20 protein-coding genes are annotated in these 16,969 nt (G+C 55.7%); 11 read left to right on the top strand and 9 right to left on the bottom strand.

Annotated features, from left to right (window positions below; translation table 11 throughout):
• Window positions 1-13: 13 nt before the first annotated feature.
• The 3 genes from AC13C8_RS07170 to AC13C8_RS07160 are packed head-to-tail and all read right to left on the bottom strand — an operon-like array spanning window position 14 to window position 1,661.
• Window positions 14-673 carry a DsbA family protein gene (locus AC13C8_RS07170; RefSeq protein ID WP_482846871.1) on the bottom strand — a complete coding sequence of 220 codons (660 nt, stop codon included), beginning with the start codon at window positions 671-673 and terminating at the stop codon, window positions 14-16.
• The gene (locus AC13C8_RS07165) at window positions 670-1,092 is read right to left on the bottom strand and encodes a disulfide bond formation protein B (protein WP_482846870.1); all 423 of its coding nucleotides are present in this window, start codon (window positions 1,090-1,092) and stop codon (window positions 670-672) included. Before AC13C8_RS07165 ends, AC13C8_RS07170 begins: the two co-directional genes overlap by 4 nt.
• Window positions 1,093-1,097: 5 nt before the next feature.
• Window positions 1,098-1,661: an SCO family protein gene (locus AC13C8_RS07160; protein WP_482846890.1), complete on the bottom strand. Its 564-nt coding sequence runs from the start codon at window positions 1,659-1,661 to the stop codon at window positions 1,098-1,100.
• A 213-nt stretch (window positions 1,662-1,874) separates the two neighbouring features.
• Here AC13C8_RS07160 and AC13C8_RS07155 point away from each other — a divergent pair, with 213 nt between their 5' ends.
• The 4 genes from AC13C8_RS07155 (at window position 1,875) to AC13C8_RS07140 (ending at window position 4,745) form a co-directional block, all read left to right on the top strand.
• A complete protein-coding gene (locus tag AC13C8_RS07155; RefSeq protein WP_482846869.1) occupies window positions 1,875-2,303 on the top strand; it encodes a MerR family transcriptional regulator in 429 nt (142 codons plus the stop codon).
• 84 nt (window positions 2,304-2,387) lie between these two features.
• Window positions 2,388-2,990, top strand: coding sequence for a cation efflux transmembrane domain-containing protein (locus tag AC13C8_RS07150; RefSeq protein WP_091432743.1), 603 nt, complete (start codon window positions 2,388-2,390; stop codon window positions 2,988-2,990).
• An 83-nt stretch (window positions 2,991-3,073) separates the two neighbouring features.
• Complete coding sequence (locus AC13C8_RS07145) at window positions 3,074-3,838, top strand: transglutaminase-like domain-containing protein (protein ID WP_482846868.1); 765 nt, start codon at window positions 3,074-3,076, stop codon at window positions 3,836-3,838.
• Complete coding sequence (locus tag AC13C8_RS07140) at window positions 3,828-4,745, top strand: cation diffusion facilitator family transporter (protein WP_482846867.1); 918 nt, start codon at window positions 3,828-3,830, stop codon at window positions 4,743-4,745. Before AC13C8_RS07145 ends, AC13C8_RS07140 begins: the two co-directional genes overlap by 11 nt.
• 457 nt (window positions 4,746-5,202) lie before the next feature.
• Here the strand turns inward: AC13C8_RS07140 and lgt are convergent, their stop codons facing one another.
• The 6 genes from lgt to AC13C8_RS07110 all read right to left on the bottom strand — a co-directional run bounded on the left by lgt (window position 5,203) and on the right by AC13C8_RS07110 (window position 10,046).
• Window positions 5,203-6,126 (bottom strand): prolipoprotein diacylglyceryl transferase, encoded by a 924-nt coding sequence (gene lgt / locus AC13C8_RS07135; protein ID WP_482846866.1) that lies wholly within the window; start codon window positions 6,124-6,126, stop codon window positions 5,203-5,205.
• The gene (locus AC13C8_RS07130) at window positions 6,123-6,830 is read right to left on the bottom strand and encodes a TVP38/TMEM64 family protein (protein ID WP_482846889.1); all 708 of its coding nucleotides are present in this window, start codon (window positions 6,828-6,830) and stop codon (window positions 6,123-6,125) included. Before AC13C8_RS07130 ends, lgt begins: the two co-directional genes overlap by 4 nt.
• Before the next feature lie 49 nt (window positions 6,831-6,879).
• Window positions 6,880-8,331: a multicopper oxidase domain-containing protein gene (locus tag AC13C8_RS07125; RefSeq protein ID WP_482846865.1), complete on the bottom strand. Its 1,452-nt coding sequence runs from the start codon at window positions 8,329-8,331 to the stop codon at window positions 6,880-6,882.
• A 16-nt stretch (window positions 8,332-8,347) separates the two neighbouring features.
• Complete coding sequence (locus AC13C8_RS07120; protein ID WP_091432759.1) at window positions 8,348-8,818, bottom strand: rhodanese-like domain-containing protein; 471 nt, start codon at window positions 8,816-8,818, stop codon at window positions 8,348-8,350.
• A 22-nt stretch (window positions 8,819-8,840) separates the two neighbouring features.
• Entirely contained in the window at window positions 8,841-9,227 is a 387-nt protein-coding gene (locus tag AC13C8_RS07115) for a DUF302 domain-containing protein (protein WP_482846888.1), read from the bottom strand.
• Between the two features lie 102 nt (window positions 9,228-9,329).
• Complete coding sequence (locus AC13C8_RS07110; RefSeq protein ID WP_482846864.1) at window positions 9,330-10,046, bottom strand: EF-hand domain-containing protein; 717 nt, start codon at window positions 10,044-10,046, stop codon at window positions 9,330-9,332.
• A 170-nt stretch (window positions 10,047-10,216) separates the two neighbouring features.
• Here AC13C8_RS07110 and AC13C8_RS07105 point away from each other — a divergent pair, with 170 nt between their 5' ends.
• From AC13C8_RS07105 to ccmI, 7 genes are all read left to right on the top strand, one after another.
• Complete coding sequence (locus AC13C8_RS07105; protein ID WP_482846863.1) at window positions 10,217-10,939, top strand: response regulator; 723 nt, start codon at window positions 10,217-10,219, stop codon at window positions 10,937-10,939.
• Window positions 10,936-12,417: an ATP-binding protein gene (locus AC13C8_RS07100; protein ID WP_482846862.1), complete on the top strand. Its 1,482-nt coding sequence runs from the start codon at window positions 10,936-10,938 to the stop codon at window positions 12,415-12,417. The genes AC13C8_RS07105 and AC13C8_RS07100 overlap by 4 nt, the downstream gene beginning before the upstream one ends.
• 46 nt (window positions 12,418-12,463) lie before the next feature.
• Entirely contained in the window at window positions 12,464-12,661 is a 198-nt protein-coding gene (locus AC13C8_RS07095) for an SHOCT domain-containing protein (RefSeq protein WP_482846861.1), read from the top strand.
• 72 nt (window positions 12,662-12,733) lie between these two features.
• Window positions 12,734-14,734: a heme lyase CcmF/NrfE family subunit gene (locus tag AC13C8_RS07090; protein ID WP_091432768.1), complete on the top strand. Its 2,001-nt coding sequence runs from the start codon at window positions 12,734-12,736 to the stop codon at window positions 14,732-14,734.
• Between the two features lie 3 nt (window positions 14,735-14,737).
• Window positions 14,738-15,301, top strand: a complete 564-nt coding sequence (locus AC13C8_RS07085) for a DsbE family thiol:disulfide interchange protein (RefSeq protein WP_091432770.1) — start codon at window positions 14,738-14,740, stop codon at window positions 15,299-15,301.
• Entirely contained in the window at window positions 15,301-15,774 is a 474-nt protein-coding gene (locus AC13C8_RS07080) for a cytochrome c-type biogenesis protein (RefSeq protein WP_091432773.1), read from the top strand. Before AC13C8_RS07085 ends, AC13C8_RS07080 begins: the two co-directional genes overlap by 1 nt.
• On the top strand, window positions 15,771-16,931 hold the full coding sequence (gene ccmI, locus AC13C8_RS07075; protein WP_482846860.1) for a c-type cytochrome biogenesis protein CcmI: 1,161 nt from the start codon (window positions 15,771-15,773) through the stop codon (window positions 16,929-16,931). Before AC13C8_RS07080 ends, ccmI begins: the two co-directional genes overlap by 4 nt.
• The last annotated feature ends 38 nt before the right edge of the window (window positions 16,932-16,969 follow it).

The raw sequence follows: 16,969 nt of genomic DNA, 5'->3' as shown, positions 1-16,969 counted from the left end.
TTTCCTTTCCTGCTCAGCTCTGCGCGGCTGCTACTTCGGCTGCAACAAGTCGCCGCAGCTCTGCTTCCCCGAACGGCTCCAGAGGCTTGCCATTCACGAAGAAGGTTGGTGTCTGGCGAATGCCCACAGTCTCCACGTCCGTCCGGTCCTGGTTAAGAACTCCGATGGTTTGTGGTGCCATCATTTGGGTGCGGGCGGCTTCTTTATCAAGCCCGGCGCTTGCTGCAATTCCAAGGATCAGGTCAGACTGAATGTCACCGTGGGCCGCCCAACGTGGTTGTTCTTGCAAGATAGCTTCAAGAACTGGCTCAAAAAGGTTTTGCATGCGGGCTGCTTCCAAGACGCGGATCGCCGTTTCAGATCCTTCGCCGTGAAACGGCGTATACCGGATCACGACACGAACTGCATCCCCATGTTCTGCCATGATATCTTTCACGATCGGGTGAAAGGCGCGACAGGCCTCGCAGGCCGGGTCAAAAAACTCGACAATTGTCACCGGCGCAGTTTCAGGACCGATAATGGGGGAATAGGGTCGTACCAGCGCCGCAGCCAGCTCGGGCGTTACAGGCTCGGCGTCAGCAAGCGGCGCAGGTCGGTTTGCATACCACACCGCCCCACCAAAGCCGGTCGCGCCGAGTGCGAGAACGGATAGAATTAGGTCACGTCTTTTCATTCTTGTACCTCCGTCAGGGATAGGACCGACAACACGCCGATGAGCGTGAAAGCGACGAGCGCCATCAACGGGATCGGAATACCAAAGACCGACTGATTATCACCGGTGCAGGATGGGCCGGTTGCGGTGCAGGGCTGAATGCTCTCGGGAACCAATCCGACATATAGGCCCATGTGCCAAAGTGCGACAACCGCACCGCCAAGCGCCAAAGACACCCCATAGCGACCTGCTTGCCGATCCTGCCACCAGAGACCGAGCCCCAGAATTATTGCCAGCGGAAACATGAACGCGCGCTGGAACCAGCAAAGCACGCAAGGCGTCTGCCCCAGAACCTCGCCGATGAACAAAACCGCAAGGGATGCAACAAACGCAATGAGCCAGGCCATGCCAAGCGCCGTCTCGCCTGATAATCGGATCATCCTGTTCATATCCTCTTTTTCAGATCAGCAAGGATCTCTTCGGCGGGTGTGCCATAGGGCCAGGAATTGGCAAAGCCCGCTTCAGGATCAAACAGAAAAAGATGCGAGGTATGCGCCATTGTGTAACCGTCAGGCGCGGTGGCTTCTTCAATTCGCTCGAAAAAGATCGGGAAGGTTTTCGACGTTGCCGCGATTTGCTCGGGCGTGCCGGTCAGACCGATAATGCTCGCGTTGAACAGAGACACATAGTTGGCGAGTTCCAATGGAGTGTCTCGCTCAGGATCGACCGATATGAAGATTGGTTGCACCTTTGACGCATCGTTCCCCAACCCCTCCATCACGGTGGCCACTTCAGACAGTGTAGTGGGGCAGATGTCAGGGCAGTTCGTAAAGCCGAAGAACACCAGCATCCACCGCCCTGAAAAATCGCGTTCGGTACGGATCATGCCCTGGTGGTCGGTCAACTCGAAGATTGCTCGGAACGCCGTCTCGTCATTGCGAGATTGATCGGCACGGTAGTCCGACCAAAGCAGCAACCAAACAAAGGCCAACGTCGCAATGCCCGCCAGCGTCCATAGGACTTTCCGAAACGCTTTCAGTTTCAATGTAAACAGCCTGTCATGATTCTTTCATTACTGTGTGCATTTACATCCTCCAGCTACTAGAGGTTCAATCCCTTTAAGCCCCATGCGACGCGGAGTCACACGGTTGTGAGCAACAGACATCCCTTGAAAATTTTGCCTCAAAAACCTAAAGTTACTTTACATTCAAGGGGATCATACATGTTCACTATCGGAACGCTCGGAAAAAAGACCGGCACTAAAGTTCAAACCATTCGCTACTATGAGCAGATTGGCCTGATGCCTGAGCCCGGCCGGACCGAAGGTGGACAAAGGCGCTATCGAGAAACCGACCTCGACCGCCTGTCTTTCATCCGCCACGCCCGCCAACTAGGGTTCCCGCTGGAAGCCATTCGAGAACTCTTGGATTTGTCCGACGATCCAAACCGTCCCTGCCATGAAGCGGATGCCATCGCGCGTCGTCAGCTTAAGCAGGTCGAACAAAGGATGGCGCGTTTGGAAGCACTTCGAACGGAGCTAAAACGCATGGTGCATGAGTGCAGCGGCGGAAAGACTTCGGAATGTCTTGTCTTGGAAGTATTGAGGGACCATTCCGAGTGCCTGACCGACCACGAGGAAATTGGTGCCTAGGGTGCGAGAAGCAGGTTTCTTTGGAAATGCGGAACCAATACAGCTTTTGCAGGTTAATCATGTAACCGTCGCGAAGGGGACCACATGGCAACGCCAATGAATCGCTCTGAACATAAGATATTGTGGGTCGTCTTGGTCCTGAATGCAGCTCTCGCGATTGCATTTTTTGCGACGGGCACTTTCGGTGATTCCAACGCGCTGATCGCCAATGGGCTCGACAATCTCTCCGACAGCCTCGTCTACGCAATCAGTCTTTTTGCGTTGTCGCGCACCGGAAAATGGAAGCGGACAGCGGCGAACGTGTCAGGTGGTCTGCTTATTTTTTTCGCTCTTGGGATTCTTTATGATGCGTGGCGTCGGTATTCGGGGGGGTCCGAACCGCTCGGGTCAATCATGATTTTAATGGCGCTTATTGCCGCTTTTATCAACGCGGTCTGCGTCTGGCTGCTTGCCCAGTTGCAGGACCCGGATGTCAATATTCGTGCTGCCAATACATTCAGTTGGAACGACTTCGCAGCCAATCTTGGAATTCTCGTGGCTGGTGGTTTTGTCGCTTGGTTGGGAACAAACTGGCCAGACCTTTTGGTCGGCGCCATTGTCGCCGGCATCGCCTTTTGGGGGGGGCTGAAGATACTAAGGGACGCTCATCAAGAACACCACAAGGCCGTGCATGGCGATATCCAATAATGAAATCACATGGGGCATTCGGCACTTGAAGCTACAGTCGCTGTAGCAAATAGACCTGTTTCATCATGATTCGAGGAACAACAATGCGACAAAAAACCGATCCCCTGCATGCCGCCAGCAAATTGTTGGATTTCGATGATGATCGTATCGCCAGATTGATCGCGGATCGCGGATGGCGCGAACTGGACGAGTTTGACCGGATCGGTGCCATCTACGACTTTGTCCGAAACGAGATCGCCTTCGGCTACAATCAGGCGGATGATATACCCGCCTCACAGGTTCTTTCCGACGGCTATGGGCAGTGCAACACCAAAGGCACGCTTTTCATGGCGCTGCTGCGCGGCGTTGGCATTCGGTGTCGATTGCACGGCTTTGCGATCCATAAAGGCTTGCAGCGCGGTGTGGTCCCCGAGTTGGTATATCCCCTCACGCCGAAAGAGATCCTTCACTCGTGGGTAGAGATCGAATTTGAACATGCGTGGATCAATCTCGAAGGCTTCATCCTTGACGACGCGTTCCTCAACGTTCTTCAGGCATCTTTTCCCGGAACGAACAGTCTGTGCGGCTATGGCGTCGGCACGGATTGTCTAAGTGCTCCTCCCGTCATGTGGGAGGGGCAAGACACCTATATTCAGAGAACCGGCATCGTTCAGGATTTCGGGGTGTTTGAGACCCCGGACACCTTTTATGAGACCCACGCACAATCCTTCGGTTGGCTGCGGGGTATCCTGTATCGCCTCCTCATACGGCACTGGATGAATGCTCGCGTTCGCGCCTTTCGCAGCGGTCGCATGAAGGCCCACAACGGTGCGACACATGCACACAAGGAAGCTGCCAATGCCACATGATCACGGACATGCCCATATTGATCCGGATTCGGGGGATCGCAGGATCTCTCTTGCGATCTGGGCCAATGGCCTTCTGACCGTTGCGCAGGTCGTCGGCGGTATTTTTGCCGGCAGCTTGGCCCTGATCGCCGATGCTCTTCACAATTTCTCCGACATGGCCTCGCTCGTGATTGCCTTCGGCGCCCGCAAAATCGCGCGCCGCCCGGCCGATGAACGTATGACCTTCGGCTATGGTCGGATCGAAATCGTCGCAGCTTTGATCAACTACACCACCCTCATCCTAATCGGACTCTACCTGATCTATGAGGGTGGTATGCGCATGATCGACCCACCCGAAGTCATGGGATGGACAGTGGTCATTCTTGGAGGGATCGCGCTGGTGGTTGACACGCTGACCGCGATGTTGACCTATTCCATGCAGAAGGGGAGCGTGAACATCCGCGCGCTGTTCCTCCACAACCTGTCCGACGCGCTTGCGTCGGTGGCCGTGATCGTCGGTGGGACGCTCATCATCCTTTACGACATGCGTTGGGTTGACCCCGCCATCACCATCGGCATTGCGCTTTATATCCTGTATCTGTCCATCACCGAGATCGGAGGCCCGATCCGCACCCTCATGCTGGGAAGCCCGCCCGACATTGACGGCACCGAAGTGGTTGCGGCGATCCAGAGTGTCGACGGCGTCGCCGATGTGCATCACATCCATCTGTGGCAGATGCAAGAACACGCCGCGGCTTTGGACTGCCATATCGTTGTCGAACGCAGTCGGATGGAGGACATTGAAACCATAAAACCCGGCATCAAGGCAGTGCTCCGCGAACGCTTTTCGATCGAACATTCCACGCTGGAATTCGAGGCAAAAGACACCGCGCATCAGAACGCCCATCTGTTCGGACATGAATCATAAGCGCGGCGCAAGGCGCCTTGTTTGCCCTTGGACTAGCTGCATTGGCCCTTGCCCCGTTCGCCGAAGCGCCGTGGTTGCGCGAGCAGTATTGCGCGAAATGCGATGATGATTGTGCCGAGATGCGTAGGTTCTTGTAAGATGCTGGCTCATGGCCTGGTTATTTTGACAACCTCAAGCTCTACGCATCTCATCCGGGCAAGTCTTCATACCAGAGTTGCAGGGGACATCTGAAACAGCCTTTGTTTATGGTTTTCCTTTTTGACAATGGGCGTGCCAGCCTTCGCGCCTCTCGTGGAAGACGCCACAGATCGGATCGATCACCTTTGTTGCGCCACCCTGGGGTTCACTCGGACGTGTGAAAACGGCTGGGGCGAGGGCGGTGATCGCCATGTTTCATCTCTGACAGCGATTTATCCAATCGCTTGCGATCAGCGTCGGAAGGCCCTTGGGCGAGGGATCAAGCCGTTTTTGCTGTTGTTTCCGGGGTTTTGCCGGACCGGCCCGAATGCGCCCACCACATCAAAATAAGTCCGGCAGCGAGCATCGGCAGGGACAGGATTTGGCCCATAGTCAGCCCGCTGTTGCCAAAATGCAGGGCATGACCAATTGGGTTCGTGTCGGTTACGAATTGCAGATCAGGTTGACGCACCAGTTCGACCAGCCCTCGTGCCAAGCCATAGCCGACAAGGAACAAACCGGTCAGGGCTCCTGGTTTGCGCAGCCAGTCACGCCTCAGGGCAAGCGTCAAAAGGACGATCCCAAGCACCAGGCCTTCCAGAACGGCTTCGTAGATCTGCGATGGGTGGCGGGCACAAAGCCCGACCACTCCGGCACAGGTCTGGGCGGCCTCACCGGGAAACACGACGCCCCAAGGAAGAGTGGTCGGGCGGCCCCACAATTCCGCATTGATGAAATTTGCGCTCCGCCCAAGGAAAAGCCCTATCGGTGCCGCCAAAGCAAGCAAGTCCGCCAGACTCAGGACGGGAAGACGGTTTCGCATGGCGAAGATAAGGGCCGCGACTGAAACACCCAGGAATCCACCATGAAAGGACATACCACCTTGCCATACCTTAAGGATATCAAGGGGTTGTGACAGGTAGTATCCCGGTTGATAAAACAGGACATATCCAAGCCGTCCACCCAAAATAACCCCGACGATCACCCAAGTCAGCAGATCCTCCAGCTGCGCCGGTGAAAGCGGCGCCTCGCGCCCAGGCCAAACAGCAGTGTTTCGGACCAATCGAACACAAAGCCGCCAGCCAAGCAGCAACCCCACGATATAGGCCAGCGCATACCATCTGATTGCAATGTGAAGAGACCATAGATCGATTGAGAAAATCTCGGGAGATATCTCAGGGAAGGGGATGGCGGCGACAATCATTTCGTTTCCTTAAACTTGGGAGGGGTGTGGGGAGATCGCCGTGAGGCGGAATTGCGGGTAAGCGCGAATACGAGCATTGGGATGGCTGTCAGCAACCCAAGGCCGAGCGCCACCCAACCTGCGGGGCCGTATCGACCCGATATGGCTTCGGCACCAAAATAGGCCAATGCAAAACTGGCGGGCAGTATACCAGCCATGGTTGCAATGAGAAATCGCCACAAATGAAGGCGACTTAGACCGGCTGCGTAGCTCATGACATCGAAAGAAATAAAGGGCAGCAGGCGGCTGATAAAAACAGCAACAGTCAAAGCGTTTTGTGACCCAAGCAGGCCTGCCTCAATCCGTGCGCCCAAAAGCCGCTCGACAGTCCGCCGACCAAGAATGCGGGCGATCAGGAACGCGACGAGGGCGCCAGTTTCCGCACCGATAGCGACATAAAATGTGCCAGCAATCTGCCCAAATGCGGCGCCGGCAGCCAATGCGATAGGTGCGCTTGGAATAGGACTCGCCACGACGGCAATGGTCATAAGCGCAACAACAGCAAGAGGACCAAAAACCCCGAGACCCTCAACCCAAGACCGTATGGTATCAGGGTTCAAATCAGCCAACATAGGAGAGAACTGCCACCAAAGCGCGATGATACCCGCAGCACCAAGAAGCGCGGCGACAACGATTTTAGCTTTGATTGCGGGCCTTCCCGGCATTTTGCGCTTTCTGAATTCGGATATGGCCGTTCCCGCAAGGTGAGGCGTCTCAGCCAACGGTGAACTGACCCATCATCCCTGCATCTTCATGTTCGAGGATATGGCAATGGTACATATAGGGCGCATTGGCCGGGGCGGGTTGGTCAAATCGGATCAGCAGGTCGACCGCGCCATTGACCAAAACGGTGTCTTTCCAACCCGTATTCTGAGGTCGCGGCGCGCGACCGTTCTCAGACAAGACCTGAAACTTGGCACCATGGACATGAAACGGATGCATCATCATATCAGCGCTGACTGTCCATCGCTCGAATGCCCCTTGGGTCACACGGAAATTGATCCGGTCCATCGCGAAGGCGTCGCCATTGATCGAGAACATACTGTCAGAACGTCCAAACATCATTCCCATTCCCATGGGCATATCCAACGAAAGACGGCGCCAGTTCGCATTGGCGGCATTCCCATTTGGACGGGTGCCTCCAAGGTCGTCAGGCAGTTTCGTGATCCGAACGGGAAGGGTGGTATCAACGGTAAAGGGCAATACGGTGAAGCGCCCGCTTTGCTGGCGTTGACCCCCCATCATGCCACCCATCATCCCGATATTGGGATTGTGTTCAGAGGTCAGCGTCACGTCGCGCTCATTTGAGAAATCGACAAGGACTTCGAAACGTTCGCCGGGCGAGATGAGCAATTTCGACAATTGGATCGGCTTGTCCAGATAGCCGCTGTCGGTGGCAACAAGATGCATGGGCCGATCATCCGACAAAGCAAGCGTATAGATACGCGCATTCGACCCGTTCAACAGACGAAGACGAACCAATCCCTTGGGCACAACAGCAGAAGAGCCGACCTGGCCATTGATCAGGATGGTATCACCAAGAAATCCCATCATTCGGTCGGGCATGGAAGGGGAAAGGTCAAAGTCACCTCCTCGTGTAAACCGCCGATCCTGCAACACCAAAGTCAGGTCGTCGACACCATATTCCGACGGCAATCCACGCGCATCATCCTGACCATCGTCAATCTGAAGCACGCCTGCCAGCCCCAGTTGAACCTGCCGGGCAGTCGCCCCGTGAGCGTGGGAATGATACCAAGCGGTTGCTGCTGGCTGGGTGATCGCCAGTTCAGGCGACCAGGTTTTTCCCGGCGCGATGGGTTGATGCGGGCCACCATCGACCACCCCCGGCACAAGAAGGCCGTGCCAATGCACTGAAATCGTTTCGTCAAGTGAGTTGTAGACGTCGACCTGGGTTGAACGACCTGTTGGCATTCGCAAGGTTGGACCCAGGAAGGGTTGGTTGAATCCCCAAGTGTTGGTGCCGGACGAGCCTACAAACCCTGTTTGCCCTTTCAGCGCCTCCAACCGAACCTGCCCCGCTGACCTGGCGTCCAAAAGTGGCGGCATGGTCAGCCGTTTTACCGCCGCCTGGCCAAGGGAAAAGGACGATGTCCCCACAAGAAATGCGCTGGCAGACAGGCTGCCAAGGAAAGTCCGGCGTTTCATTCGCTTTTTCTCCGGTTCACAGCCTGAGAACAGACGGCAAGTCAGAGATTGCCTGCTGTGCGGTGACGACCGGCAGACCGGCCTTGACCCATCCCGGTCCGCTGCGTGACCCAAGCATTCCATCTGCCACATCGATAAAACTGTCATATCCAGACTTGCGAAGACTGCTCATCACACTGCCGGATCGCCCACCCGTTGCGCAAATCAGGGCAACGGGGCGGGTTTCGGCCAGATCACGTGCGGCAAACAGGCGTTCGGGAAAACGCTCATCGTGCAGGCTGACAGGCCAGGCACCCTGAGCTACGCCTGTTTGGCGCCATTCCTCCGCGGAACGAATATCAAGCATCCGTATCAGGTCCTGTTTCAAGGCTTCGAATGCCTCTGCGGAAGTCCAGATGTCACGATTCTGGGCCAGCGTCGCTGTTGCAAGTGCCTGAACGGGTAGAGATGCCAGGAAGACCAGAGTGCTTCGGCGTGAAAATTTCATCTTCTACACTCCTGAAACGACATCAAGCTGCCTCGATCACTGTGCGCAGCATGTCACGAACTTCACCGGCCACCTCATGCAGACCTCTGTTCTCGACGGCCGCCATGGATGCGACCGGGTCGATTGCACTGACTTCAGTGCCACCGTCTACCTGACGCAGGATGACGTTGCAGGGCAACATCGCGCCGATGCGCGGCTCCAACCCAATGGCCTGATGCGCCATTTCAGGGTTGCACGCGCCCAAGATACGGTAGCCGTCCATGTCGACGTCAATCTTCTTTTTCATCGTGGCCTTGACGTCGATTTCGGTCAAAACGCCAAACCCCTGTTCACTCAGAGCGTCACGCACGCGCATTTCTGCATCATCAATTGACACATCGGAAAGCAGCCGGTTGAAAGTGTATGTCATCATGTATCTCCTCTTGGAATTATTCCGACCGACATCGGGGGGAAGTCTAATGTCGGTCGGAGCACCGGGTGCATACCATTTGGATGCACCCAGTTAAACGTCTCAGTTGTTTTCAGTGCTGTTCTCGGTGCCGGTATCTTCGCTTTTTTCAGTGCCGGTATCGTCACCCATCATTCCATCGGAAGACGGACGCATATTCATACGCTTGGCAGGGGTTGTCATTTCACTTGGTGTCACCATGCCGTCCCCATCCGAATCAAGATACTGGAAACGGTCAACCATCATGGACCGGGTGATTTCACCGTGCAGAACTTCGAACTCCTCAAGTGATAGCGCACCGTCACCATTCGTGTCAGCATCCGCGTGCATTGACTGCAATTGGCCAAGTGCCTCGTCACCTGAAACAATCCCATCACCATCGACATCAAATCGGTCCATCATCGACCCGCGCATGAGAGACATCATATCTTGTCCCATCATTCCCTGCGATCTGGCCGCTCCCATGTTGCCCATGCCAGCACCCATGTTGCCCATGCCGCCGCCCATGTTGCCCATGCCGCCGCCCATCATCCCACCATGCATCTGCATCATCATTTTCATCATGCCTTGCATCATTTGACGGTGGTCGCCGTCCATCATACCACCCTGGCCCATCATACCCATGGGTCCAGAACTGTCTGCCATCGCCCCAGAGCTTGGAGGATTGGCTTTACCTGCTCCTGCTTTCCCACCATCGTGGTGTCCTGCTTCGGCAAATGCTGCTCCGGTTGTGCTGAAGACCAGCGCCAGGGCGAGTGCGGTATTGGTTGTCTTGGACATCGTATCCTCTTTTCGTGTTTTGTTGCCTCGTTTACATCGGCATAAGAAATCGAATTGGAAGGATATGCATCATTCGGAATGTAACCATCTGTCGCAACGCCCGATTCTTGATACAATCGGTGACAAAAATGGGTCTGACCGCCCCTGCGAAGATATCTTAGAAAGAGACCATGACGAACCCGCCGCATATCCTTGTTGTCGACGATCACCAGCAGATCCGTGACAGCGTGACCCGTTTTCTTGAAAAGAACGGGCTGCGCGCCACATCCGCGAAAGACGCACAGGACATGGATGCGAAACTGGCCAAAGGGCATTTCGACCTCATGGTTCTGGATGTCATGATGCCGGGTGAAAGCGGGCTTTCGGTCTGTCAACGTCTTGCGGCGGACAAAAGCCTGCCAATCATAATGTTGACAGCATTGGGCGAGGAAACCGATCGGATTGTCGGACTGGAGATCGGAGCGGACGATTATATCGCGAAGCCGTTCAACCCCCGCGAATTGTTGGCGCGGATCAAGGCAGTGCTGCGCCGCGCGCCTCCGGTCGAAACCGTGGCAGGTGACTTTGCCGGCAAGAAAGTTCGATTTGCGCATTTGACCCTTGACGTTGACCGACAGGTTCTTTTGGACAGCGGTGCCACGGAAATTGCGCTGACCAGCGCAGATTTCAAACTTCTGATGGTGCTGCTTGAACGCCCCAGGGTAATCCTTAATCGCGACCAACTTCTGGATTTGGCTGCTGGACGGGCGGCGGGTCCTCTGGACCGCACCATTGACAACCAGATCAGCAGGCTGCGTCGCAAGATCGAACCCGACATCCTGCGCCCGAAGATCATCAAGACGATTCGCAACGGCGGGTATTGTCTGAGTGTTGATGTAGAGGTCAACGGATGATCTTCGCGCCCATTCATACTCTGCGGGTTCAACTGGTTCTGTTGGTGATCGCGGCCTTGACCGTCGCGCAGGTGATCAGCCTTTGGCTGTTCGCGGATGAACGCAGTTTGGCAGTGCGTGCAGCTCTTGGTTTCGAAGCAGCCGGGCGCGCCGCCAATGTCGCGCGGTTGATCGAAGAAGCCCCTGAAGATTTGCACATGTCGATCCTGCGCGCTGCAAATTCGCCACTTGTCCGATTTGATCTGGCAAAAGAACCCATGGTTCAGCTTACTGGTCATTCGGACGGCGGTCTGGTCGAGACACGTATCCGCGCGCTTCTTGACGATGGTTACAGTCGCGACATCCGCGTCGAACTGCATGAGATTGAAGGGCGGATTCTTCCGCTTCCGCAACTTTCACAACAGATGTCCGAAATGCACGCGGCAATGATGCGCGGCGGGCTTTCGGCGGTCGAGATGAATTTGTCCATCGCGATCGCAGGCGGGCGCTGGTTGAACGTCGGAACGCGATTCGAACGACCGCCGATCCAATGGCCTGTTTATTCAATGTTGACCTTCGCATTATCGGCAGCGGTCATTCTGATCGCGATTTTTTGGTTCCTGATGACCCGTTTGACGGGTCCACTGCGACGGCTGGTTGGCGCGGCAGATCGATTGGGACGGGGCGAAGATGTGGCGGATTTGCCCATGGCCGGACCGACCGAGGTGCGTGACCTGACCTCGACCTTCAATCGGATGCAGGATCGCCTGACACGGTTTGTGGCAGACCGAACTCGACTACTTGCGGCGCTTGGGCACGACATACGCTCACCGCTCACAGCGATGCGGGTGCGGGCTGAAATGGTAGATGACGTTGAAACCCGCGATAGTCTTATCGCCTCGGTCGAGGAAATGCAGTCCATGGTCGAAGCCACTTTGACATTCGCGCGTGGGCTTGCGGATTCCGAAGAGCCCGAGACCATTGATATCGGCGAATTTCTTGATGCGCTGAAATCTGACATGGTGACGCCGTTTCACCTTGAAGACGGTCCAACGGTCAAAGCCCGGATTCGCCCTCATGCGCTGCGACGTGCCCTGCGCAACGTCATCGAAAATGCAGTTCGCTATGGTGGTGCGACGCGTGTCAGCCATCAAAGCCGCACCGAGGAATTCATCATCACCGTCGAAGATAATGGCCCCGGCATTCCCGCCCCAGAACTGGAGCGCGTCTTTGATCCCTTCTTTCGCCTTGAGCAATCACGATCGCTTGAAACAGGCGGGCATGGGTTGGGTTTATCAATCGCTCGAACGATAATTCGTGCCCATGGCGGCGATATTTCACTTTCCAATCGCGACGAAGGGGGGCTACGTGCAACCATCGCGATTCCTTTTGCGGACGACTTATCAATGAAAGGAGACCATCATGAACATGAAGCTAGGTCTAACAACTCTGGCCGCGCTGCTTATGGCGAACATCGCCTATGCGGACAGGGCAGATGATTGGGGTAGGGGGTACGGCCACATGACTGGAGGCGGAGCATATGGTATGTTTGGTGGACTCATGATGTTGGCTTTTTGGGGCGTGATCATCGTCTTGATCGTGCTGGCGGTTCGCTGGTTCTCCGGTGATCGACCCGGCGGGAACAAATCTTCGGATGCAATGAACGTCCTCAGATCCCGCTTTGCCAAAGGAGAGATCGATGAAGAAGAGTTTCTCAAGCGAAAAGCTGCACTCGAAGATTGACCTTCGCCAGACAGATCTCACCCTTTCGAGGGTGAGGGCACCACGACTGTACTTGATTGACAGGATAGCAACATGACACCCGAAATCGGCCACTTTGCCCTAGCACTCGCCTTTGCATTGGCACTCATCCAAAGCGTACTCCCCGTGATGGGGGCTAATCGCGGCAAGCTGCTCTGGATGCAGTCCGCACGTGCGACATCAATCGGGCAGTTGGTGCTTGTCGCGGTTGCATTCGCCGCCTTGATGCGAAGCTTCATCATCAGCGACTTTACCGTTGTCAACGTGGCATCGAACTCGCATTCACTCAAACCCATGCTCTACAAGATTGCCGGAACCTGGGGCAGTCACGAGGGGTCATTATTGCTCTGGGTGTTGATCCTGACCATTTTCGGCGCCGCCGTATCGGTGTTTGGCAGCAATATACCGGACTCGTTGAAGGCGCGCACGCTCGCCGTGCAGGCGTGGATCAGTTCAGGCTTCTTGTCATTCATGCTTCTGACATCGAACCCGTTTGACCGGGTGTTTCCACCCCCTGCGAACGGTAACGATCTGAACCCGCTTTTGCAGGATTTCGGCCTCGCGCTTCACCCTCCGTTCCTTTACCTCGGATATGTCGGTTTCTCGATCGTCTTTTCTTTCGCCGTGGCTGCATTGTTGGAAGGCCGGGTCGATGCCGCATGGGCCCGCTGGGTGCGTCCCTGGACGTTGGCCGCCTGGATTTTCCTGACCGCAGGCATCGTGCTTGGCTCGTGGTGGGCTTATTATGAGCTTGGCTGGGGTGGCTGGTGGTTCTGGGATCCGGTTGAGAATGTCAGCTTCATGCCTTGGCTGCTTGGCACTGCCTTGCTTCATTCCGCTATCGTTACCGAAAAACGCGATGCATTCAAAAGCTGGACAATCCTGTTGGCGATCCTGACGTTCTCGCTGTCATTGTTGGGAACGTTCGTGGTGCGGTCAGGGCTTTTGACTTCGGTCCACGCCTTTGCCGTTGACCCGGAGCGCGGGCTTTACATCCTGTTCCTGCTGGCGTTGTCGATCGGTGGCTCGCTGGCACTTTACGCATGGCGTGCGCCGATGATGGAGGCTGGTGGGGTTTTCAAACCCATCAGCCGCGAAGCTGGATTGCTGGTCAACAACCTTATCCTTGGCGCGGCAACCGGGTCGGTCCTGTTCGGGACGCTCTATCCGCTGTTTCTTGAGGCGGTCACTGGAGAAAAAATTTCAGTCGGACCCCCTTTCTTTAACTCAACCTTCATACCAATGATGCTGCCATTGGTGTTTTTCATGGGCGTCGGCCCATACCTGAGTTGGAAACGGGCTGATTTGCCCGGTGTTCTACAGCGTGTGAAATTCGTCGCACTGGCATCAATCGTCGCGACCCTAGTTCTGTGGTATCTTCAGGAAGGTGGACCATTGCTGGCGCACCTGTCGGTCCTGCTGGCCATCTGGTTGTTGCTCGCGACGTTGCGGGAATGGGCGATGCGCATTCGACTGTTTGATGTGCCCTTTCCCGATGCGCTGCGTCGTGCGCGCAATCTGCCGCGCGCATCGTATGGAATGACATTGGCCCATGCCGGTCTTGCGGTCCTTATGCTTGGCCTTATTGGCTCCAGCGCCTGGAAGGTTGAAGAGGTCGTATTTGTTTCGCCCGGGACAACCATTGAAATTGCCGGTTTCGAGGTCAGGTTCGACGGGGTCGAGCGGGTGCGTGGACCAAATTATTTCGCCGACCGCGGCACGTTGTATGTCACGAAAGGAGGGGAAGCCGTCACGACCCTGTTCCCCGAGCGGCGTTTCTACCCGATTGCCGAAAGCTCAACGACAGAAAGCGCTATTCGCTCTACCATTGTTGGTGATCTCTATACCTCGATAGCTGAACCGGCGTCTGACGACGCGGAACTAAGTGGCGCTTGGACCCTGCGCATTCTTTATGAGCCGTTCGTCAACTTCATCTGGTTGGGCGCCGTAATCATGATCACTGGAGGCGGATTGTCCTTGTCAGACCGACGGCTTCGGGTCGGCGCACCGAAACGCAAACCAGTGCTCCCTGCGATCACGAATCCGGCGGAATAGAACATGTTACGAGTACTGGCTTTCCTACCGTTCCTGATTGCGGTTGTTTTCGGGGGGTTTCTTCTCTGGGGTTTGAACCCGGATCGGAATCCGAATGAAGTCCCGACCGTGTTGATCTCGCAACCAGCACCAGAGTTTGAACTGGGGCCGGTTGCGGGTCTGGATACCCCGGGCTTGTCGCGTTCAAACTTGATTGGAACCGATTCACCAGTCGTCGTGAATGTCTTTGCGTCCTGGTGCGTGCCATGTCGCGCGGAACATGCAGTGCTGACCAGCTTGGCCGAGCGCGATGGCATCCGGCTTTTTGGCATCAACTACAAGGACGAACCCGAAGACGCGGCGCGGTGGTTGGCCGAACTCGGGAACCCATACACACGGATTGGCTCTGACCTGTCGGGGCGGGCCGGGATTGAGTGGGGCATTTCCGGAGTGCCGGAAACCTTCATTGTCGGCACCGATGGCACCGTGCTCTACCGCTATGTCGGCCCGGTCGTGGGAGAGGAAGCGGTCGGTAAATTTCGCGAGGCCCTGGTCCAAGCCGGTGCCCTGAACAGAGAGGATCTGTGATGTTGCGACTTTTTATACTTCTTCTGGCGATGGCTTTGCCGATGACGGCATTGGCTGTTGAGCCGGACGAAATGCTGGATGATCCGGTATTGGAGGCACGCGCGCGCGAAGTGTCAAAGGGGCTTCGCTGTGTCGTATGTCTGAACCAGGACATCGACAGTTCAAACGCGGGCGTCGCGCGCGATCTGCGGTTGCTGGTTCGTGAACGCATCATGGCCGGGGACACTAACGAAGAGGCCACGGCCTTTATCCAAGCTCGCTATGGTGACTATGTCCTGCTTAGACCGCCCTTGAATGCCAAAACCTACGTCTTGTGGTTTGCACCGCCAACGCTGTTGATCATCGGCGTCGGTGTTGGCTGGATGACGTTGTTGCGCAGGAGAAGGAAGCCTGTTCAAAACAAACTGAGCGAAGCCGAAGAGCAAGAAATCAAACAGTTCATAGATGACCAGAAGGCAGGAGAAAGTACATGATTTTCGTTTGGATGGGGTTGCTGACACTTATTGCAGTCGCCTTCGTTGCCTTTCCCTTGCTGAAGAAGGAGCAGGCACCAACATCTGCGCAGGATTCGACGCCAGCAGTTCTGGTGGATCAGTTGGACGAGGTGCAACGTGACCTTGATCGACGCGTGATATCGAACTCCGAAGCATCGGCTGCGCAGCAGGAGATCAAGCGGCGCATTCTGGCAGCGGCAAGACGCACGGTGTCCGGACAGACTGTCGAGAACACAAGCGGAAGGGTCGGGCTTTGGCTGGCCGTTTTATTCGTGCCGCTTCTGGCTGTCGTATACTATGCCTTCATGGGATCGCCAGAAATCTCAAGCCTGGCCTTTGCAGATCGCCAAGCCGAACGCGCCGAGCAAGAGAAAATTACCGAACTTACAGACAAGCTCTATGCCCGATTGGCGTCCGATCCGGAAGGCGGGCCGTCAGAGGGTTGGATGCTGCTAGGACAGACCTACTATCGTATGGGAGAGTATTCGCGGGCCGCGGCTGCGTTCGAGACCGTAGCGGACCGCGAAGATGCGACTTCGGCGACCTTTTCAATGCTGGCCGAAGCCCTGGTTAGTGCTGAGCAGGGTATCGTGACACCTAAAGCGGAAACCGCCATTGACAAAGCAATCGCGCTGGACCCAACCAACCCTGCGGGTGTTTTCTATAAATCAATGGCCATGGCACAGAAAGGCGAAGAGCAAGCGGCCTATGAGCTGTTGTTATCCAGTCTGGAGGCCGCCGACGGATTCGCATCCTGGATGGAAGTCTTTGTCGCACAAGCCAATCAGATCGGTGAAAAAATTGGCCAGGACCCAATTTCACTGACGGATTATGCACCGATGGCAAACGGTGGGGCAGGACCGACAGCCGAGGACATCGAGGCTGCTGGCGAAATGAGCGCCGAAGATCGTAGTGATTTTATCCGTTCAATGGTGGAGCGACTTGCCGCTCGACTTGAAGAAAACCCTGAAGATCTGGAAGGTTGGATGCGATTGGCGAACGCCTACAAGGTCCTTGGAGAAAAGCAGAATGCGATTTCGGCTTACGAACAGGCCTCAAACTTGCTTGCTGACCTCGCCGCGAATGATCCACGGCATCAAATTGTAGAGCAGGCGTTGTCTGAACTGAAAGAATAACAATGAGTTGGCAAGGGATCTTTGGGAAGGTTCTCGGT

The sequence above is a fragment of the Aliiroseovarius sp. B-4 genome, from assembly GCF_056857795.1.
This window is presented reverse-complemented; position numbering and strand designations above follow the sequence as displayed.

Bases quoted from the DNA above. Each gene is read 5' to 3' on its own strand.
- AC13C8_RS07170 (WP_482846871.1), bottom strand. From the start codon at position 673: ATGAAAAGACGTGACCTAATTCTATCCGTTCTCGCACTCGGCGCGACC.
- AC13C8_RS07165 (WP_482846870.1), bottom strand. From the start codon at position 1,092: ATGATCCGATTATCAGGCGAGACGGCGCTTGGCATGGCCTGGCTCATT.
- AC13C8_RS07155 (WP_482846869.1), top strand. From the start codon at position 1,875: ATGTTCACTATCGGAACGCTCGGAAAAAAGACCGGCACTAAAGTTCAA.
- AC13C8_RS07150 (WP_091432743.1), top strand. From the start codon at position 2,388: ATGGCAACGCCAATGAATCGCTCTGAACATAAGATATTGTGGGTCGTC.
- AC13C8_RS07145 (WP_482846868.1), top strand. From the start codon at position 3,074: ATGCGACAAAAAACCGATCCCCTGCATGCCGCCAGCAAATTGTTGGAT.
- AC13C8_RS07140 (WP_482846867.1), top strand. From the start codon at position 3,828: ATGCCACATGATCACGGACATGCCCATATTGATCCGGATTCGGGGGAT.
- lgt (WP_482846866.1), bottom strand. From the start codon at position 6,126: ATGATTGTCGCCGCCATCCCCTTCCCTGAGATATCTCCCGAGATTTTC.
- AC13C8_RS07130 (WP_482846889.1), bottom strand. From the start codon at position 6,830: ATGCCGGGAAGGCCCGCAATCAAAGCTAAAATCGTTGTCGCCGCGCTT.
- AC13C8_RS07125 (WP_482846865.1), bottom strand. From the start codon at position 8,331: ATGAAACGCCGGACTTTCCTTGGCAGCCTGTCTGCCAGCGCATTTCTT.
- AC13C8_RS07120 (WP_091432759.1), bottom strand. From the start codon at position 8,818: ATGAAATTTTCACGCCGAAGCACTCTGGTCTTCCTGGCATCTCTACCC.
- AC13C8_RS07115 (WP_482846888.1), bottom strand. From the start codon at position 9,227: ATGACATACACTTTCAACCGGCTGCTTTCCGATGTGTCAATTGATGAT.
- AC13C8_RS07110 (WP_482846864.1), bottom strand. From the start codon at position 10,046: ATGTCCAAGACAACCAATACCGCACTCGCCCTGGCGCTGGTCTTCAGC.
- AC13C8_RS07105 (WP_482846863.1), top strand. From the start codon at position 10,217: ATGACGAACCCGCCGCATATCCTTGTTGTCGACGATCACCAGCAGATC.
- AC13C8_RS07100 (WP_482846862.1), top strand. From the start codon at position 10,936: ATGATCTTCGCGCCCATTCATACTCTGCGGGTTCAACTGGTTCTGTTG.
- AC13C8_RS07095 (WP_482846861.1), top strand. From the start codon at position 12,464: ATGTTTGGTGGACTCATGATGTTGGCTTTTTGGGGCGTGATCATCGTC.
- AC13C8_RS07090 (WP_091432768.1), top strand. From the start codon at position 12,734: ATGACACCCGAAATCGGCCACTTTGCCCTAGCACTCGCCTTTGCATTG.
- AC13C8_RS07085 (WP_091432770.1), top strand. From the start codon at position 14,738: ATGTTACGAGTACTGGCTTTCCTACCGTTCCTGATTGCGGTTGTTTTC.
- AC13C8_RS07080 (WP_091432773.1), top strand. From the start codon at position 15,301: ATGTTGCGACTTTTTATACTTCTTCTGGCGATGGCTTTGCCGATGACG.
- ccmI (WP_482846860.1), top strand. From the start codon at position 15,771: ATGATTTTCGTTTGGATGGGGTTGCTGACACTTATTGCAGTCGCCTTC.